18 protein-coding genes are annotated in these 20,228 nt (G+C 29.7%); 5 read left to right on the plus strand and 13 right to left on the minus strand.

Going from position 1 to position 20,228, the window contains the following annotated elements; all coding sequences use genetic code 11:
* Positions 1-268: 268 nt before the first annotated feature.
* A complete protein-coding gene (locus CLOBL_RS14810; RefSeq protein WP_077859747.1) occupies positions 269-991 on the minus strand; it encodes a ferritin-like domain-containing protein in 723 nt (240 codons plus the stop codon).
* A gap of 118 nt (positions 992-1,109) precedes the next feature.
* The gene (locus CLOBL_RS14815; RefSeq protein WP_077859748.1) at positions 1,110-1,832 is read right to left on the minus strand and encodes a DUF421 domain-containing protein; all 723 of its coding nucleotides are present in this window, start codon (positions 1,830-1,832) and stop codon (positions 1,110-1,112) included.
* A 255-nt stretch (positions 1,833-2,087) separates the two neighbouring features.
* Between CLOBL_RS14815 and CLOBL_RS14820 the strand changes: the two genes are divergently transcribed.
* Together CLOBL_RS14820 and CLOBL_RS14825 are read left to right on the plus strand one after the other, a co-directional pair.
* A complete protein-coding gene (locus CLOBL_RS14820; protein ID WP_077859749.1) occupies positions 2,088-3,449 on the plus strand; it encodes an amino acid permease in 1,362 nt (453 codons plus the stop codon).
* A 437-nt stretch (positions 3,450-3,886) separates the two neighbouring features.
* Positions 3,887-4,123, plus strand: a complete 237-nt coding sequence (locus CLOBL_RS14825; protein ID WP_077859750.1) for a hypothetical protein — start codon at positions 3,887-3,889, stop codon at positions 4,121-4,123.
* Here CLOBL_RS14825 and CLOBL_RS14830 read toward each other — a convergent pair.
* A complete protein-coding gene (locus tag CLOBL_RS14830; protein WP_077859751.1) occupies positions 4,109-4,585 on the minus strand; it encodes a flavodoxin family protein in 477 nt (158 codons plus the stop codon). The two genes, CLOBL_RS14825 and CLOBL_RS14830, sit on opposite strands and share 15 nt — an antisense overlap.
* 40 nt (positions 4,586-4,625) lie before the next feature.
* On the minus strand, positions 4,626-5,660 hold the full coding sequence (locus CLOBL_RS14835) for an NADH:flavin oxidoreductase (RefSeq protein ID WP_077859752.1): 1,035 nt from the start codon (positions 5,658-5,660) through the stop codon (positions 4,626-4,628).
* A 266-nt stretch (positions 5,661-5,926) separates the two neighbouring features.
* Here CLOBL_RS14835 and CLOBL_RS14840 point away from each other — a divergent pair, with 266 nt between their 5' ends.
* A complete protein-coding gene (locus CLOBL_RS14840; RefSeq protein ID WP_077859753.1) occupies positions 5,927-6,832 on the plus strand; it encodes an AraC family transcriptional regulator in 906 nt (301 codons plus the stop codon).
* Positions 6,833-7,112: 280 nt separating this feature from the next.
* On the opposite strand, the gene CLOBL_RS14845 is transcribed toward CLOBL_RS14840, so the two are convergent.
* Complete coding sequence (locus tag CLOBL_RS14845; protein ID WP_143323877.1) at positions 7,113-8,141, minus strand: aldehyde reductase; 1,029 nt, start codon at positions 8,139-8,141, stop codon at positions 7,113-7,115.
* Positions 8,142-8,256: 115 nt separating this feature from the next.
* Between CLOBL_RS14845 and CLOBL_RS14850 the strand changes: the two genes are divergently transcribed.
* The gene (locus CLOBL_RS14850; protein ID WP_077859755.1) at positions 8,257-8,781 is read left to right on the plus strand and encodes a TetR/AcrR family transcriptional regulator; all 525 of its coding nucleotides are present in this window, start codon (positions 8,257-8,259) and stop codon (positions 8,779-8,781) included.
* 78 nt (positions 8,782-8,859) lie between these two features.
* Here the strand turns inward: CLOBL_RS14850 and CLOBL_RS14855 are convergent, their stop codons facing one another.
* The 3 genes from CLOBL_RS14855 to CLOBL_RS14865 all read right to left on the minus strand — a co-directional run bounded on the left by CLOBL_RS14855 (position 8,860) and on the right by CLOBL_RS14865 (position 13,460).
* Positions 8,860-9,852: a substrate-binding domain-containing protein gene (locus tag CLOBL_RS14855; RefSeq protein ID WP_077859756.1), complete on the minus strand. Its 993-nt coding sequence runs from the start codon at positions 9,850-9,852 to the stop codon at positions 8,860-8,862.
* A 144-nt stretch (positions 9,853-9,996) separates the two neighbouring features.
* Positions 9,997-11,622: a response regulator gene (locus CLOBL_RS14860; RefSeq protein ID WP_077859757.1), complete on the minus strand. Its 1,626-nt coding sequence runs from the start codon at positions 11,620-11,622 to the stop codon at positions 9,997-9,999.
* A gap of 98 nt (positions 11,623-11,720) precedes the next feature.
* Positions 11,721-13,460: a sensor histidine kinase gene (locus CLOBL_RS14865; protein ID WP_077859758.1), complete on the minus strand. Its 1,740-nt coding sequence runs from the start codon at positions 13,458-13,460 to the stop codon at positions 11,721-11,723.
* Between the two features lie 279 nt (positions 13,461-13,739).
* Here CLOBL_RS14865 and CLOBL_RS14870 point away from each other — a divergent pair, with 279 nt between their 5' ends.
* Positions 13,740-15,476: a solute:sodium symporter family transporter gene (locus CLOBL_RS14870; RefSeq protein WP_077859759.1), complete on the plus strand. Its 1,737-nt coding sequence runs from the start codon at positions 13,740-13,742 to the stop codon at positions 15,474-15,476.
* A gap of 329 nt (positions 15,477-15,805) precedes the next feature.
* Here the strand turns inward: CLOBL_RS14870 and CLOBL_RS14875 are convergent, their stop codons facing one another.
* The 5 genes from CLOBL_RS14875 to CLOBL_RS14895 form a co-directional block, all read right to left on the minus strand.
* Entirely contained in the window at positions 15,806-16,435 is a 630-nt protein-coding gene (locus CLOBL_RS14875) for a VTT domain-containing protein (protein WP_077859760.1), read from the minus strand.
* Between the two features lie 147 nt (positions 16,436-16,582).
* Positions 16,583-17,662 carry a HAMP domain-containing sensor histidine kinase gene (locus CLOBL_RS14880; RefSeq protein ID WP_242953850.1) on the minus strand — a complete coding sequence of 360 codons (1,080 nt, stop codon included), beginning with the start codon at positions 17,660-17,662 and terminating at the stop codon, positions 16,583-16,585.
* On the minus strand, positions 17,659-18,342 hold the full coding sequence (locus tag CLOBL_RS14885) for a response regulator transcription factor (RefSeq protein WP_077859761.1): 684 nt from the start codon (positions 18,340-18,342) through the stop codon (positions 17,659-17,661). The genes CLOBL_RS14880 and CLOBL_RS14885 overlap by 4 nt, the downstream gene beginning before the upstream one ends.
* Positions 18,343-18,539: 197 nt before the next feature.
* Positions 18,540-19,097 carry an rRNA adenine N-6-methyltransferase family protein gene (locus tag CLOBL_RS14890; protein ID WP_077859762.1) on the minus strand — a complete coding sequence of 186 codons (558 nt, stop codon included), beginning with the start codon at positions 19,095-19,097 and terminating at the stop codon, positions 18,540-18,542.
* A 173-nt stretch (positions 19,098-19,270) separates the two neighbouring features.
* Complete coding sequence (locus CLOBL_RS14895; protein WP_242953851.1) at positions 19,271-20,167, minus strand: LysR substrate-binding domain-containing protein; 897 nt, start codon at positions 20,165-20,167, stop codon at positions 19,271-19,273.
* Positions 20,168-20,228: the final 61 nt, after the last annotated feature.

Genomic DNA, 20,228 nt, shown 5'->3' on the forward strand with positions numbered 1-20,228 from the left:
GAATAATCAACTATGGATTTTTTATTAGTTCAATTTCATTTTACAACAGGTCAAAATTATTTTCTATTAACTTTAAGGTTATTTAATATAATTCAAAAAACACTCTTCTATATCTGTGTGCTTATAATTAAATATCCAAAATCATATTGTTATGTTAAGAAAACAAAAAGCCCCCCTATGTGCAGGGAGCAAAAATAATAGATTTAAATTTGGTGAATTCTTTATTATTATTATAAAAATTTATAATATATGTTCATAATAATACTAATTAATTTTCATACATCAACTTACCAACTCCATAGGAATCAGAATTTTCATTTTGCTGCCATCTTTCCACCAGTTCAATTGCTTCTAGAGGTTTATTTCCTAAACCAATAAGTATTCCTGTTAAAATTAATTTTTGAAAAAATCGTATTGAGTTACTATCCCCATCTTCTGATAAAATGCTACTAACTAATGGTCTTATAAACCTATCCCAATCATCTAACGTGAAATTAGCTGTATGCTGCTGTAAGTAATTCTCATTTAATGATGAATTATTTAAAGTGCTGTTTGATGATAGTATAGTATTAAGCTGAGTAATGTTATTTAATTCTCTTGTAATTATGTTAGATAGCGTTTGTATATATGATGACCCATCCGGAAATCCTTTTCTAATTCTTTTATATCTCTCAATCTCCCTCGATTCTCTATTTATTATCTCGCTAATACCTGCAAGATACGATTGAGGCATTACAAGTTTTTCCTTTGCTTCATGTGTAATGTCGATGCCTGAAAGTTCCTGATACATCCTTCTTAATAAAATTGCATTTACACGTTCATCCTGCATTATAGAATATATTATATTTCTTTCTCTAGCTGTTGGTGCTATATTAGCAAGATATTCATAGTATACTAAATCGCTTCTTTCATCTAAAAATGCTTCATTTAAATTTCCAATTGCTTCAAGAAATTTCCCGTTTGTAGCCTCTAAGTTATTATGGTATTCCATAAATATTATTTCTCCTAAATATAACTTTTTCACTTCCATTTTATTAATATTATAAAAATTTGTGTGCTTTTATATTAATAAAAATCTCCTATGTAAAAATAATGGAGTAATGATTATACTACTCTATCCCATATTGTCCCTGTTTCTCCTGATCTTTCTCGGATTTTCTTGATATATGTAGTTTTTTATTGCCATATATACCTGCATAAAATACATCTGAAAAATCTTTAACATTTTGCTTTTGCAACTCATTCTTAATCCAATTCTTATCTACTCCTGCAGTTTTTAAATTTTCTTCCATTAACTCACCATCGATTATCACATCTTTCATAAGCCCTTCACTTTGAGTTTTAATATTCATTTGTAAAGGAGTCACTGGCTTTTTATCGGCTTTGGTAAGCACAGACAACTCTCCATCAGTTTCCATTATTGCAAATTCTACATCAGCTAAACTAAAGGCATTTTTTTCTCTCATCTTCATCATTAATTCTCCAACTGTCATTCTAGTATTTTTCATATTTTCTTCTACAATACTTCCATCCTTCACTAAAGTTACAGGCTCAGAATCAGTCATTTTTCTTATCTTAAAGCTTTTGATATTAAGAAAAGCGATTCCTATACTTAAAGCTGTTATTATTAATAATGCTGCTACAGATGATGATGATAGATTTGTTGAATCTACCATTGCATTTGCTACCAATGTTCCCATCGTTACACCTACTACAAAATCAAAAAATGTCATTTGAGATATAAGTTTCCTTCCCAAAATTCTTGCTAAGATTAATGCGAAAGCATATGCTGCAATTGTCTTTATGACTGTATTAATTACTAAGTTTGACATTTAAATATTACCCCCTAACTATCCATATCATGGAAACTCATTATTTGTTGTATAAATATTTATGATTTTTATGAATGTCTATATTAGTATGCGTCATAAACTTCAAGTTTATCAAAATATTGTTACACTTATAAACACCTTATTATTTATAAACATGTTATAACGTTGAATTAATTATTTTATTTCTAGATTAATTCTATTAAAAACAATAAAATGTGGAATACTAAATATAATTTGTACTAAGGAGGGTTATATGTGATACATTCAAAACAAAAAAGTTATATAAACAATGGCGCTAATAATATATCAAAAGGAGGTTTGAATGCTTATAGTCTAGCAGGAATAGGAATCGGTGGAGTAATCGGTGGAGGCTTTTTTCTAGGTTCAAGCTTAGCCATAAGAGAAGCTGGTCCTTCAGTTATAATTGCATTTTTATTTGGTGGTTTAATCATGTCCCAGGTGCTTGGTTCAATGACAAGTATAAGTATAAATAGGCCTGTTAAAGGTTCTTTCCGAGTATACGCAGAACAATACATGGGAAAATTTACAGGTTTCTTATTAGGATGGGTAATATTTATTTCTGGAATTTTAACACTAGGTTCTGAAGCTATTGCCGCAGGCATATTTTTAAAGTACTGGATTCCAAACATTTCATCTTCTATATTTTCTCTAGCTGCTTTAATTATAGTGATATTTATAAATAGGCTTGGAACCAAATATTTTGGATACATAGAGTCTATAATGTCTATAGCAAAAATAGCTATTATAATATTTTTTGTTGCATTGGGGATTTTTTTCATTTCAGGAAATGGTATTCTTCCCCCAAAAAATCCATTTACCAGTCTTACTGCATTTTTTCCTAATGGAGTATCCGGTTTCCTCCAATCAATGTTAATAGTAATATTTACTTATGCAGGAGTTAGTACTGTTGCCATGGCAACTTCAGAAGTAAGAAATCCTCGCATCGAAATACCTAAGGCAACAATTCTTTTAACAATAGGAATTATTCTTCTTTATATACTTTCTATGTTTGTTATTATTTCTACAGTATCTTGGAACTTAATAAATACTGATATATCTCCTTTTGTTCAGAGTTTTAGCAATATAGGTTACGGATGGGCATCTGCTTTAATAAATGCAGTTATATTAGTATCAACATTTTCTGTAATGATAGGTACTTATTATAGTTGTGTTCAAATACTTTCATCACTGTCAGAAGCAAATGATGCTCCAAAACAGTTAAAAATTTTTACCGCCAGAGGATTACTTAAGTATTCTTGGCTTACAACTGGAGTAATTTCAATATTAATTGTTCTAATAGCTTTTGCTTTAGGTACAAAACTTTTTAATTATTTAATATCTTCCTCCTCATATTTTTCTTTTTTTAACTGGACTGTCAATTTATTAACTTATATAATTTGGTTAAAGCACAGAGAAAAAAATGAAATATATGACTCCCCACTTATTAAAGGAAGATTAAGTGCGATTATCACAATTATCATTATAGCTGTTTTACTTATTATAAGTTTAGGCGTGAGCGATTTTAGAATAGGTTTTTATATCGCATTCAGCATACTTGTGATAGTATCTGTTTCGTATAAATTTATAAAAAAATAATAGAGCTAGTCTATTATCATAAGTTTATATAAATAAAGACAATCAGCATTAATTCTTGATATGTTGATTGTCTTTTTACTTAAGGCAATATTAATATTTCACCAATCATCTAACTATGAAATAACTAATTAGAATATTACCAACTCATTTCCAAATAATGTGATATTCTAATTAATTATTTTTTATTTAATTGCATATAATTTTTATGCAATAATCTGCAAATGTTTATTTATCTTAGTATACAAACATATAAAAAGAAGTAAACATAAAGAAGGGTTATATCATATTCAACATATTAATGCTCTACATAGTGATTTGATGAAAAGAATAAAATAGCACTATTATACATGGAGCAATTAGAAGTATTATAGAGATATAATATAGAAAATCAACAAATTTTAAATATTTTATATATTATTGAAGAAACAGAAAAATTCTTGAAAGCAGATCAGTATGACTATAAATCAATTATAAAAGTAGTTCATGCAGTACAGATAGAACTTAAACCAACTTGGATGAATAAATATTTAGCAACGAGAATATATGAGAGATTTGGCAAAAAATCTTATAGTAAAGAAGCTTTACAAAAATTAGCAGAGCGAGGGTGGACTGAAAAAGATCAAAAAAGTTTTAATGAGAGATTTAATTCATTATCTTTATTAAAACAATTCTAAAGCCTTATTAGCAAATTTCTTAGCAAATATTTCTGCTTTATTGATTTGAAGTTCATCTTCAACATTAGTAAGCACTGCGCCAAAATGTGTAGGTGCTTGCTTTGTTCCACCAGAATATACTAACATTCCTCTAACAAGCAGACAACCCAATAATGTGATTTCAGCAAAATCAGCGCCGCCCCCAATATAGTTTCCAGTGGCAAATACCCCTCCTAATTTTTCACTTAAATTTATTTTTACAGACGTATCTAAGAATTTTTTCATTTGCCAGGAGCATGTGCCACAATAGGTGGGAGATCCAAAAATAACAGCAACAGATTCATTTATGAAGCTTTCCTCAATATCATCGATACTCATTGCTTTTACTTCCAGATTACCTATTTCCTTAATAGTATTTGCCATGGCATCAGCAACCTTCTTTGTTTTTCCTGATTCACTGTGGTATATAATAGATAATTTCATAAAATAACCTCCTCATATTGTATTTGAAGATAAAGAATATTTATCTGTTAAAAATGCAAATTCCTTCGTTACCACTTCCTATAGCCTCTAAACACTTATTACAAGAAACACATTTAACAGGTTCTAAATTTCCTTCTTGCCAACGGTTAATTAAATCACTTTCGCATAATAAAGGTCTTGAAATTGAGAAGTATTCAATTGAAGTTTCATTTAAAATATTTGTCATAACATTAAAATCACGATTACCTCCGACTAAAATAACTGGTATATTAAGAATCTTTGCCATTTCTTCAGCATAAGCTTTAAAATAAGGTGTATCATTCTTTGATACTTTTCTTGCAAAGCTTTTATTCGGTCCTGATGAATTCGTACCTCCGCTGATCTCAATAGCATCCATCCCTAGTTTCTCTAATTCTTTGCATACCTGTTTACATTCATCAAAGGACATTCCATCTTCCAGACAATCTTCAGAGTTAATTTTTATTGCAATAGGATAATCTAAACCTACATTATCTCTTATAGCTTTGTACGCTTCAAAAATTATTCTTGCTCTATTCTGTATACTTCCTCCATATACATCATTTCTGTTATTAAAACGAGGGATTAAAAATTGACTAAATAATCCTCCATGAGCTGAATGAATTTGAACACCATCAAAGCCAGCTTTTTTAGCTCTTGCTGCTGCATCACCAAATTCACTAACCATTACTTTAATATCATCAATTGTTAAGTCATTAGGTCCAACTATTTTTCCATTAAAACAAGTGTGATCAAATTGGGCAAAAATTTTACTACCAAATTTATGGATTATCGATGTAAACTCTGCGTACTCTTCTGCAAGTTCATCATTGTATAGACCAAACTGTCCAGGAAAAATTTGTGATGTTTCAGTAAGATACATTGAACTTGTAATAATAAGTCCAGTACCACCTTTTGCAAGATCTTCGTACAACTTTATAACTTTATCTGATAAATGCCCATTCTTACCTCCAATATTTTCAATGGTAGCTGAACGAATAAATCTATTCTTTAATTCCAATTTGTTTATAAAAGTCTTATCAAATAATAATCTCATAATATTTTATCTCCTTTAATACTTTTTAATTTAGTTAATTTTGCTGACTATTAGTTGGCTATGCTATATATTATAAAAGCTACACTTTTAATTGCTGATATATTCCTTATAACAAAAGTCATAATCTTGCGTCACCAGGCTTAACTTCAGTTTTATTATACTAGAGACAGGAATAAGAGAGGTATCATAAAAATATTTGATTATTGCCTAATCGTCCAAATATATATATAATTATGTCATCATTAAATAAAAAAGTAGGTGACAAAATGGACAAAATCCTGCAGATGCAACAGAACTTAGCCAGCATTTTAAATCGTCTGGTAACTAGCGATGGATCTCATCAAACTGCTATTCCATCCCTATACTTGCTTCGTATGTCAGATATTACCGAACCACTCAATACCGTCTATGATCCATCATTATGTATTGTTGCGCAAGGCACTAAATTAGTAACCCTTGTAGATGAAACATATCAATACGATCCCTCATCCTATTTGGTTGCTTCAGTGCAGCTTCCGATTATAGGTCAAATACTCAATGCTTCAAACGATAAGCCGTATCTAGGTATACAACTTTTTTTCAATGCTGATCTGATTCTAAGTATCTTAAACGAATCCAACCAGCTAGCTCATAAAAAAATTAATTGTGGCCGCGGAGTATTTGTGAGCAAAAATAAATCCTCACTGCTTGAGGCTATAACTAGGCTTCTTCTACTGCTTGATTCCCCAGATGATATTCCCTTTCTTGCGCCCCTTATCATCAAGGAAATTTTTTACCATGTTCTAAAAGACGAACAAGGATATAAAGTCAGCCAATTTGCCTTGATGGGAACTCAATCTCGCAGTATAGCAAGGGTTATTAATGTTATCACTCGTGATTTTAATAAGCCACTACGGATAGAAGCTCTCGCAAAAGAAGTTAATATGAGCACTTCTTCCCTGCATAGTCATTTTAAAAAAGTAACTGGAATGGGTCCAATGCAGTATCAAAAGCAAATTAGATTGCAGGAGGCACGACATATACTTCTAACCGAAAACTTGGATGCCGCAGATGCCGCTTTCAAGGTAGGATATGAAAGTCCATCCCAATTTAGCAGAGAATATACACGTATGTTCGGACTACCTCCTAAAAGCGATGTAAAGAAACTTCAAACTTCATTGGTTCAAACATAGCCTTCTTTCATCTTTTGAATGATAATTTTGTTATAATAGCAAATTTATTATTAGAGTATTACTGGAAATTTTAATTTCCAGTAATATTTTTTGTGCAACAAAAACTAGACATCTTAACTTTCTTAAAATGCCTAGCCTATGCTACTTTTTGCTATTATATTCATAAGGCTATACATTATAAATATAGCCTTACCATTTTGTAATTTTAATCAAACTCTGTTTAAATTGCTAAACTTCTTTAAAACTACAACTAGTTTGCCGCATTGTCAGCATCGAATCTCTATTTATAAATCAACCCGAGCTCAACCATGCTTTTCGCGGTTGCTATAATTGCTTCTTCTGCTGATCTTGGCTGCCAGCCAAGCAATTTTTTAGCTTTTGCATTGCTACAAGCGGTGTTTTGGCCTAAAAACTTAGCTGGCATACGCAAATCTTTGATAAAAAGTGCTAGAAATCTCACGATAAAATTTGGTATTTCTTTGGTTGGGACCTTTTTCGCTGTGCTGCCTAAGCATCTCTTCAAAATTTTCGCTTCTTCTTTATATGTCAAATTTTCTCCTGTCGTAGCAAGAAACCGCTCTCCTACGGCTTCTGAACGTATCATTGCGAGCAAATGTAAGTCTGCGACGTCTCTCACATCAACGCAATCAAAGCCAGCTTTTAAAAGGAATGGCATTTTGCCAGTCAACATCAAATGAACAACTTGGTTGGAGTGTGAAAAGTCTTGGCCTAGTACTGGCCCCATAACCGCCGCCGGATTTACCGCTGAAAGCTCCATATTCTCCTTCTTCGCAAACTCCCAAGCCGCATGTTCTGCCATAGTTTTTGAACGTTGATACGCATCAATATCGCCCGACAAGTCCGTCCAATCTTCCTCTGTAAAAATCTCAGGGTGAGATTTATGGCCTGAAATTATTGCCCCGGAAGCAGAAGTTAGGACTACACGTTTAACGCCTGCCGCTTTCGCTGCCTTCATCACACGTAATGTGCCATCAACCGCCATTTTCACCATTTCATCGCCATCATCTGGACGGGTTGCTGGTGTTGGCGATGCTACATGAATAACGTAAGTCGCACCCGTTGCAGCTTCCATCCAGTTCCTATCACTTGTTAAATCTGCCTTGATGAACTCCAAGTTTTCAAAATCAGTTACACCACCTTGAGCGAGCATTGATTTAACCTCGTCTTGGCGTGATATTGTACGAAGCGTTGTCCGAACACGATATCCTTGCTTCAAAAGTTTCAATATTATGTGAACAGCAATGAAACCACTACCACCTGTTACTAAAACCAATTCTTTTTCCATCATAATTTCCTCCTTTAGCTATTGTTTCACTTGTAACCTCTGTGCCTTTAGTATATACTGTCATTAGGACAAAATCAACTCATAAACGATCATCTGTGGCAGTAAGGGAGGTATTGTAATGGCAGCAACTAAACACGCACAAGCCATCAAAAATGATACGAAAGATTTTATCACAACAGCAATGCTGCAATTGCTTACAAAAGAAAAATTATCAACACTGACAGTTTCTCAAGTTTGTAAAAAAGCAGGCGTGAGCCGTATGGCTTTTTACCGCAATTTTGACGGGCTTGAGCAGATTTTGTATGAGTATTATCAGCCAAAGATTGCAGCTGTCTTTGATGTGATTCGTCAAAACTCTCAATTCTCTTCCAAATTCGATAGCTTATTGCAATTTTTTAATACGTTTGGTGATGATTTACTCTTGTCTATTGACCGTGGATATGAACCAATTATTCAGCAGATTTTCATAGAGGAAATAACTAGATTTTATGCCGCAGATAACGATGAATACCTAACAGCCTTCATGTCAGCTGGTGTTTACGCGATTTGGCAGAAATGGTTACTTGATGGACAGCAAAAACCGCTCAAAGAGATCATGGACTTTTTGAAGCAATTTGAAACGATAAAAGGTACAATTGAATAACCTTAAAATAAAATTAATGTTATCAGAAATGCTTAGTGATCTCAACACTAAATATTTCTGATTTATATTATTTCCAAATCATTTAAGTATTAAGCTTTGATAATTATCTTTAGTGATTATTTTGTCTGTAACTAAATACTTATCAGGTATATTTTTACCATCCAAAAGATTTTCCATAAGTTCTTGCGATGCAATCTGTCCTACCTCCGTAGCGCTTATATATGCAGAAGCTATAAGAGGAGAATTTTCTTTTTGAAATTCATCTTTTGCTACATAACCTCCAACTCCTACAACTACAGCATTTTTTGCAAGGCTTGATTGTTCAAGTGCCTTTATTGCACCAATGGTGCCTGCTTCGTTTGCTGACATGACAAACCAATTTTCAATATTTTTATTATCGGTAATAGTGGAAGCTGCAGAATAAAAGCTTTTTTCTGACTGCCCATTATATTCTGCTTGAAAAATATTTTCTTTTGGAAAGTTTGGAAATCTGTTTTTAAACGTCTCTAATTGTCCCTCTGTTCTAGGTATACAGCTAGATACCGAATCCATTGACATAAGCAAAAGTCCAGAGGACCTCGGATTAGTCATTTTATTATTTTTCTCTAAGTAATCTACCATAAGATTAGTCATATCTCGTCCAATTTGATTAGAATCTATTCCAACAAATGGAGCAAGATAATTTCCTTCATCAGTAAGAGGATCATCACAGGCGATAACGGCAATATTTGCTTTCTTACACCTTTCTATGGTTATTTTACTTAGTTTTTGATCCGGAATGCATATTAAAATTCCGTTTACTTTTTGAGTAATTAAGTTGTCCAAAGCAGACAAATACACATCTGGATTCATTTTAGCATCTATAGTAATCACCTCTTTAGCCCCCATTTTTAAAGCCTGACTCTTCGCAGCTTCACTTTCTTCCTGAAACCAAGTTTCATCTAAAGTTTTATAAATAACAGCAATGACTAAGTCAGATTTTTTAGCATCCTGTTTGTTACTTACAGTGTCGCAGGAAAAAGCAAAACTAGATAAAATTAAAATAACAGCTAAAAGTATTCTCTTGTTCATATACTATAAATTCCTTTCAACAAGTTTTTATATAAGTTGAATTAAATATTTTGCGTTCGTATTCATGTAAGCAATAGTTATGTGGCTTCATTATCTCAACTTATATAGTAATTAGGTACATAAAGATAAATAGCAAGTCCGAAATTACAAATTTTTAAAATATGAGTCTCTAAATTGGTTTGGGGTCATGCCTGTGACTTTTTTGAACAGCATACTAAATTGTTGAGGACTATTAAATCCAAGTTTGTCTGATATTTCGTAAAGCTTATAATTGGTAGATATAATAATTTCTTTAGATTTCTCTATTCTAGCCTTTAATATATATTGTGTTACATTTTCGCCTATTTCTTCTTTAAAGATTCTGCAAAGATAAACTTTATGTACATTAATGTTTTCTGCTATATCTGTTAAACTTAGTGATTGATTAAACAGATTTTTATTTATGTACTCAATAGAGTCAGATACTTTTTTGCTATACTTGTTTCTAAAAGAATTATTACATTTGATATTTATTATTTTTGAAAATATCTCAATAAACCAGCTTCTCATTTCTTCAACGGTTTCCTTTGTTGATAGGATTTCTATAGGTATGTATGAAGTTGAAAAAATATCTTCATAAGTTATTGAATATCTATTGCAGGTTCTTACTACTAAATCCAAAAGCGAAGAGTTTATATAATTTAGATAATTAAACTGCATAAAGCCCCTTATATCCTTACCATATAAATATGTTAATTCTAATTTTAAGTCTTCCATATCATTCTGCTCAATAGCTATATTGATAGCGTTAATTCTTTTAGTTAAAGTATCAGTATCTAAGTTTAAGTTTTTAACGAAGGTATTGTTTAAAATTATAGTGTCATTACCTAGAAACACCTTCATTTTAGAGAGTTTAAAGGCTTCATCAAAGTATTTTTTTATTCTAAATGGCTTTTTAAAGGTTGAGCTTACACTTATTGTTAAACTGATATTATTCAAAATAGAAACTCTTCGTCTTATTTCCTGAGCTAAATAATAACATTCATTTATTATATCTGCTTCACTAATGGTTGGAGTTAGTCTCACAATAGCAGTAAATTCCCCATTTTCACTATAAAAGCATTCTCCAATACTCAGTTCTTCCATAACTTCAGAAACATTTTCTATTATATTATTTAAGGTTTTTGTATAGAATTCTTCATCTTCTATGTATTTAAAAAAATTATCTATCTGTATTAAGAATAAAGCAAAAAGTTTTCCCTTTAAATTAAGGTTAAGGTTTTCAATAAGTCTATAACAATCATCATCACTTATGTCATTAAATATAAGCTTTCTTAGTGTGATATCTTTATTCTTTTTAAAAAAATCTAAAAGTTTACTTTCATTTTTAGTTTCAGCACTTTTAAACTTCATATTATCAAAATCTGTTTTAGTTTTGGCTAATATTCCGTATAGATCATTGGGAGTTATTAAATCTTTTATTAAATAGTCTGTTACTCCCATTTTCATAGCTCTTTGAGCATAAGTAAAATCTTCATAGCAGCTTAATATTAAGAATTTCTGTGCTTTATTTATTTTTTGTATTTCTTCTATTAAATCTAGACCATCCATTATAGGCATTTGTATATCTGTAATAATAAGATCTGGTTTTATATCAGAGTATTTGTCTAATGCTTCCTTACCATTTGATGCACTATATACTATTTTAAATTCAGTTTCTTCCCAATTTATAATGTAAGATAGAATTTCCCGTGCTGGTATTTCATCGTCTACAACCATTACTTTGTACATGTTTTTTACCTCCCTTACACATTGACTTGCTATTTTTCATTGTATATATGTTGCAATTAAAAATTGTTAATTGTAAACTGTGCATTGCAATATATATATTAATAAATGTATGGAATATTAAATTCTATACAAGTTCCAATTCCAATTTTGCTATATACTTTTAAGTCATATTCACTTCCAAAATATAATCTAAGTCTTTCACTTATATTATCCAAGCTTATCCCATTAAAGCCCTTGTGAGTAGCTTTCTTCTTACCAATTCCCACACCATCATCAATAATTCTTATGTTTATAAAATCTTTTTGGGGCGATATATCTATTATGATAGTACCATCATAGCCCTTAGGCACGATTCCATGATACAAGGAATTTTCAATAAGTGGCTGGAGAATGAGTTTCGGTACTAAACAATTATTCAATTCTTCAGGTATATTACATACTAGTTTAACTATATCTCCATATCTATACTTTTGTATTTTTAGATAATTTTGTGTACAGGTAAGTTCCTCTTTTAAAGTTATAAGCTTTTTGCTTGTCGATATACTTTGTCTGAGCAGACTGTTAAATGATTGAATAAGTTCTCTTATTTCTCCTTGATTATTTTTTATAGCCAAATAGTTTATTGTGTTTAAAGTATTATGTATGAAATGAGGGTTAATTTGAGATTGCAATAAATCCAGCTGAGTTTTCATAGATTCTACTTCTAGTTTTTTATTTTCTTCCTCTTCTTTATAAATTTGTTCAACTAAATTTTTCATATTGTGAATCATCTTATTGAAACTAATTATAAGATATTTAAGTTCATCCTCAGTTTTAGCTTCCAACTTATCTGGCCATTCTCCATTTTCAAATTTATTCATTGCCTTTGTAATATCATATATAGGATCAGTAATTTTTCTTGAAGTAATATGACTTATAAAAAGTACGACTATAATGCTGAAAATACCAATGCAACAAATTAGTACTTTAATATCATTAAGGTTCTTATTTAAAGAATCTAACGATATTAATCCTATAACTCTCCATTCTGGATATGCTTCAATGACACTATTAAATTCAATATATTTTTCATTTTTGACCTTTACAGTATCATTATTAATTTTTTCTAACATTGCTTTATCATAATCGATATTTCCTATTTTATAGATCAAATTGCCATTTTGATCAACAATAAAAGTACTATCAAAGCCTCCATTGCAATAGTCATCTATGTTTGTAAATAAATTCTTTTTCTTTATGTTAATCATGAGATACCCTAATAACGAGTAATTTTCTTTATCTAAATACCTAGAAAAATAAGTTATATTAGTCTTTTTTTCGTAATCAGGATTTTCATAATTAAATGGAAAAGTGTTGGGAGCTGAGAATTTGTTTGAATAACCACTTTCAATGAAGTTGTCCAATTCCTTGTTTCCATAAATTAATTCACTATAAGGATATTGTGAATATAAAGGATCCATTACTTTTTTATCCGTTGTTAATGGAATAACAGAACTTATATAATTGCTCCATTTGGAATATTCCGAAAGACTATCCAAAAATTCAGTATTAGCCTCCGAATAAGCAGAATTGTTTTTATTAACTTTATACATATAGTCATAAATATTCTTATCGTTTTCAATCATGTAAGCATCATTTCTTATAGAATCTAAATTTTCATTAAGTATTTTAGAAATTACGTTTATTTTCTCCGCCGCAACATTATTATACTGCTTAGTTATCTCTCTAGAAAAAATATAACTTATAGATGATGTAACAGCTAAAGTTAATGCAAATATTATAATTGAAAAATATATAGTTATTCTATTACTTATTTTTGTGATCTTTTTTATCTTCATAATCATCACCTTAGGAAATTATAAGACACATGAAAAAAAATAACAAGTTAAGAATAAAATGCATCTTAAAAATTTATTTTTAATTAAGTTAATATTTTATAAGAAAAGTTAATAATTTAAATTTTTATAATAGAACGATTTCAATATAATATGATTAACGATTACAGAAAACAATAACATCTTCTAGATTACAGGAATGTGAAGATTTAATATCCATAAAAATATTCAGAAAATATTATGGACTTAGTAAACGTTTCTACTTTAAAAGGAGGAAAAAACATGTTAACCATTATTTCATTTTTATTTTGTATCATATTGGTAGCAACCGTTACCTATCGTAAATTAAAAGGACAGAAAAATAATTCAAAGGATTCTTACTTCTTAGGTGGACGTAGCTTAACAGGTGGCGTTATTGGTGCATCTTTATTACTTACAAATTTAAGTGCATCTAACTTTGTTGGAATGAGCGCCCAGGCTTATAGCAGTAATATGAGCGTTATGGGCTGGGAAGTTGGTTCTGGTGTCACCCTTGTAATTGTAGCTTTATTTTTACTTCCAAGATACTTAAAACAAGGGGTTACAACTGTACCCGATTTTCTTGAAGAACGTTTTGATTCAGGTGTTAAAAAGATAGTTTCAATATTATTTTTATTAGGTTATGTTTCAAATTTACTTCCAATAACTCTTTATTCAGGTGCTATTGCACTAGCTCAAATATTTAACGTTCAGGAAACGTTTGGTATAAGCTATACAGCTAGTGTTTGGATTATGGTTTGGGTTATCGGTATAATAGGATTTATTTATGCTATACTTGGTGGATTAAAAGCAGTTGCAGTATCTGATACCTTAAACGGTATAGGACTAGCTATTGGTGGATTAATGGTACCTATATTCGGACTTATTTATTTTGGTCATGGCAGCTTTTCTACTGGATTATCTAATATATTAGCAAATAATGCGGAAAAATTTAATGCCATAGGAACATCACATGATCCAATACCTTTTGGAACTATATTCACAGGAATGATTTTAGTTAACCTTTATTATTGGGGAACAGATCAAGCAATCATTCAAAGAGCATTAGCAGCTAAAAACTTAGCAGAAGGGCAAAAAGGAATAATTTTTGCAGGTCTTTTAAAAGTATTAACACCTTTAGTAGTTATAATACCTGGAATTATAGCCTTCCATATCTATGGAGCAGGAGTTAAAAACCCAGATTTATTATATTCAAGACTAGTAAATGATGTATTACCAAAACCATTAATTGGTTTCTTTGCAGCAGCTATGTTTGGTTCAGTATTAAGCGTATTTAATGGAGTTTTAAATAGTGCTTCAACTTTATTTGCGCTAAATGTGTATAGTCCTGTATTTGGAAAGGGCAAATCTGATAAAGAAATTATATCAAAGGGTAAATTATTTGGACTTATTTTAGCTATAATTTCTATGACTATAGCACCATTTATAATGTATGCACCACAAGGATTATTTGAATACTTACAAACAGTTAATGGCTTCTTCAATGTTCCTATATTTACAATAGTATTCATTGGTTATGTGACAAAGAAAGTTCCAGCTATAGCTGCTAAAATATCTATAGTATTATTTGTATTAACTTATGGAACACTCCAATTAGTAATAAAACCAGATATACATTATCTTTATCAATTAGCTATTTTATTTGTAGTAAGCTGCATAATCATGCTGGTTATTGGTAAAATAAAACCAAGAGCTACAGAATATACGTTGAAAGATAATAACGTTGTAGATATAAAACCATGGAAATACCGTTATGAGGCTTGCGGATTTGTAATATTCTTTATGATATCAATGTATATAGTCTGCTCAAAACTAGGATTTGCAAACGAAGGTGGAATAAGCCTTAGAACCTTTATTCCTATAGCTTTAGTTGCTGTTGTAATGTATGGACTAGTAAAAATTATAAAAGCAAGATCTTTAGGACATAAAAAGGATGGTTATGAAGAATTAAATTATAATAATGTAAAGGAAGGAATATAAAAATATATAATATAATCTAAACTCTAGATAATTTTATATTAATAGAAAATTTATCATTAAAATATTGCTGGAAATATTTATTTCTAGCAATATTTTTTCTTTTAGTAAATGTCAATAAACCTAAAGTATTTACTTTGTTAGAGAAAATCCTTTTTCATTAAGTCTGTATCAATGATATATATTATTATGCAAAACATAATTTATGTAATACTTAAGGCAAAAAAAGTTGTCATTTATCTATGATATGGTTCACCGTATCAGTTGCAAGTGATACTAGATTCCTCTTTTCACTTAAATAACCATACTCACATCATCTAACCATAGAAACTTTATAACTCAACTTTGCTATTCCACTTTCTGTAACTTGCATAGCTCATTAAAATTATTATAATAAGAGTTGCAATAAACACATACAGAGAATAGTTTATGCTTATCCCCAAGAAAGTATATAGTAAAATAACAGGAGTATCAGCTATAAATATAGTTAAAACATATTTACTAAAGGGCATTCCCGTTAATGTAGAAAAGAAACATACTATATCTGATGGTACTACAGGAGATGAAACCCCTAGAGCCAAAATTTTAACATTATTATTTTGAATTAGTGAATATATTTTGGGATATTTATTAATTATTTTTTCCTGATACCCCATACCAATTGTGGCTTTAACAAATAAAAATAAAAAAATCTCACTTAATAAATTCGCTATAGTAACTAAAATAAATGCTTTTACAGGATTAAATAACATTCCGGCACTGATAATAAATGCAGTACAAGGAATAAGCGTAAAAATCCTAAATGAAGCAATCATTAAAAATGACAATGTACTATAATTAGGATATGCTTGCAAAAATCTAGTTATTTTTCCTGCCCCATCAATATACAATTGATATTTAAAGAATACAACTAGGATTGCTATCCAAAACAAAAAAGCAAAGCCTTTAAATAACTTATTCATCATTAATACCTCTATTCTTGCAGTAATTTTTATATTTAAAATTATAAATTTCATACATTTTTAACTACAAGATTCATTGTACATGGCATTTATTAAATAAAGGACTAGAAAAATCTTAAGAATTCTTAAGATTTCTTTTAGATAAATTTATCTAGTACATTTAGGCAATTCTATATTAAAATTAATTTTATTTCCAGTACATTCCGCCCAAATTCTTCCTCCATGAAGTTGTATAATTTTCTTTGAAATAGGAAGACCAAGGCCAGATCCTTCAATTTCAACATTTCTAGATTTATCGATTCTATACATTTCATCAAATATCTTCACCAAGTCATCTTTACTAATATTATTACCTTCATTAATAAAAGAAAGTTTAATATTTTTATCTTCTTCCCACATTATAATTTTAAATGTTGAGTCTTTATAGCTATACTTTTCAGCATTTTTTACTAAGTTTTCAATAACTCTAATAAATTTTTGCATATCGATCTCACAAATCAATTCATTTTTAGTACATTCAATTTCAACCTTTATATTTTTTTCAGCTAAAAATAAAACATGCTCCCCCACTATCTGATTTACTAAAACAGCTATATTAAATGGAATTCTGTTTAGTTTCACATAGTTATTTGAAAGCTTAGTATATTCAAAAAGTTCTTCAATTAATTTCTTTAAATTTTCACTTTTTTCATAAGCTACTTTTAAAAACTCTTGCTGCTTTTCTGTAAAACTTTCTTTATCTTTATTAAGAAGTTCCAAATATCCAATAATAGATGTTAGTGGAGTTTTTAAGTCATGTGAAACAGCAACTATAAGCTCGTTTTTAGCTTCTTCCTGCTTTTTTTCTTTTTCATAATTTTCTTTAAGTCTCTCAGACATTGTATTTATATCCTTAGCTAATTGAGAAATCTCATCATTCCCCTTTGTCTCTATAGGATTTAAATAGTGCTGTGTCTTTATATTAGTGACACTTTTACTGATATACTTTAAATATTTAATCCTTCCATTAATTGCAATCAGAAAAATAACTATAAAAATCACCAATTCCAATGTAAAACTTACGATAGCTATGACAGCTCCATATTTTTCGTAAAAATCAATATTGTCACCAATTATCTTATGAATCATATTAAGAAGAAATCCAAAAAATAATAAACTTATTATTATATCGATAGGAATTAATATCAGTAATTTTATTCCTACTTTGTTGATGATCCCTTTCTTCATATCTTATATCCAACTCCCCAAACTGTTTTAATATATTTCGGGTTCTTAGGGTCTATTTCAATTTTTTGTCTAAGATTAGTAATATGAACTACAATAGAAGTGTCCGATACTGCAAATTTTTCATTCCAAATAGTCTCGTATAACTTCTGAACTGAAAACACCACCCCTTTGTTTTTAGCTAAACATTCTAATATATCAAACTCCTTTGGAGTAAGCTTAATTTTATCACCTCTCACTGTAACTTCATGAGTATCAAAATTAATAGTTAAATCATCAATAGTAATACTGCTGCTATTTTGAGGCTCTGCATTAAATTTTTTATATCTTCTAAGTTGAGCCTTTACCCTAGCTATAACCTCCATAGATCCAAAAGGTTTAGTAATATAATCATCAGCACCTACCGTTAACCCTTCTATCTTATGAATTTCCTCATCTTTTGCTGATAAAAATATTATAGGCATAATATAGCTTTCTCTAATTTTCATACAGGTACTTATACCATCTAAAATCGGCATCATTACATCTAAAATAATTAAGTCAAACTTATTTTCATTTAGCATAATTAAGGCTTCTGCTCCATTAGAAGCTTCTAAAATATTATATCCCTCATTTTCAAGATAAACTTTAATTAAATTCCGAATACTCTTATCATCATCCACAACTAAAATATTTGTTTCCATAAATATACTTCCTTTCTGAGAAAAAGCTTAAACATACCTGCCTGTAAAATTGTTAATATTAATTTTAACTTAGAATGACTCAAATGATACCTGCTATAATATACATATAAACATATTTTTCACAAAACTATCAGAAACGCTCTTGCCATAAAAGTAACTCTATACGAAATATAATAGCTTTTGAAACGTAAAGGAATTTAACTTTTACATTTTAAAACATAAGCTGGTGGCAAGTTTAACAGCACCTTTTTTATTTTAATTTTATCAAAATACATTCTAAAAAGCTTCATTTTAAATAAACTATATTGAAAAGTTATAAACTCACCTTTGGCTTTTAGTACATCTTTCGTAATTGATAATATTTTTTTACTCATAGCGTTAGGTAGACTTGCAAATGGAAGACCTGAAACTATATAATCAACCTTATCAATATTATACTTATTTAAATATTCTTTTAAATTCTCTGCTGAATCATTTATAAGTATAAAGTTTGTCTCATATTTGAACCTATCTTTTAATATTTTATAAAAATCTGCATTATATTCTATAGCTATAAATACAGTACTATCTTTCTTCTTACTTAATATTTTTTCTGTAAAAACTCCTGTCCCTGGCCCATATTCAACAATACAGGAAGCATTTAAGAAATTAATATCCTCAACCATCTTGTATGCTAATTTCTCTGAGCTTGGTGCTATAGCACCTACTGTTTTGGGATTTTTTATATATTGTTTTATAAAATCTCTAACATCCATTTTGCTGTATCCCCCCACTTTAGGCACATTAACTTATTATTTTTTTGATTGTGCCTTACTATAAAAGTAGTATAAAACACAAATATTAAGCTTATACTAAAAAAACTCTTAAGATTTCTTAATTTTCTTCTATAAATTTTCTAGAAATGGTATCTGCTAATATAATCTTCCTCCTATTTTTCCCTTGTATCATTTGCCTCCTTTATTGCACTACATAACATTATAAAGTTATGTATATATTCTGTTAAGTTCTTGTTTTTATGGTAAGAAATATAAAACTTCCTAGTAAAGTTATACTCTTCCAAATTTATTTTTGCGATTTTTCTGTTTTTTAATTCGTCTTCTATTAAGTACTTAGACAAAAGTGCTATTCCTTTATTATGAATTACAGCTTCTTTTATAGAATCAATACTTTTGCAAATCCATGTAACATTAGGAATAATATGCGATTCATCAAAAATATCTTGAAGCATTTTTTGAGTTCTACTTCCATGTTCACGGGCTATTATTGGTTCTGAACGTAATTGATTAATTTTAATTGTTTGTTCAGCAAGGGGATTTTCTGGATGGCAAACAAGCATTAGTTTATCATCTAAAAAATCAATATATGTTAACTCACTGCAAGGAGATTCCATTTGAATAATGGCTACATCCAAATCATATGATAATATCTTTTCTTCTATGTAGGAGCTATTTCCAATTTCAACTTGAATATTTACGGAAGGATAAATGTCTTGGAATTTCTCTAATATCGGGTAAATCAGTTTATGACCAATTGTGGTACAAACCCCAATTCGTACTAATCCTTGATATGAAAGATTTCTCATTTTTAAGTTCATTTGCCCTAAATCATATAATAATTGTTTTGCATGGAAAAGCAATTCCTTTCCATTAGAAGTCAAATATAGTTTTTTAGATAATCGCTCAAATAACTTTGTATTATATTCATTCTCTAGCGCTGATATTGACTGACTTACTGATGATGGCGATATATATAAATTTTGAGCGGCTTTACTCATACTCATTTGAGTACAAACTTCTACAAATATTTCTAAATCACGAATTGTCAATTGAAATCCCTCATTTCATATTGTTAAGTATTTACTAATCATTATATTATATTATTCATAT

It is taken from the genome of Clostridium sp. BL-8, assembly GCF_002006495.1.
In the GTDB taxonomy this organism is placed as follows: Bacteria; Bacillota; Clostridia; order Clostridiales; family Clostridiaceae; genus Clostridium.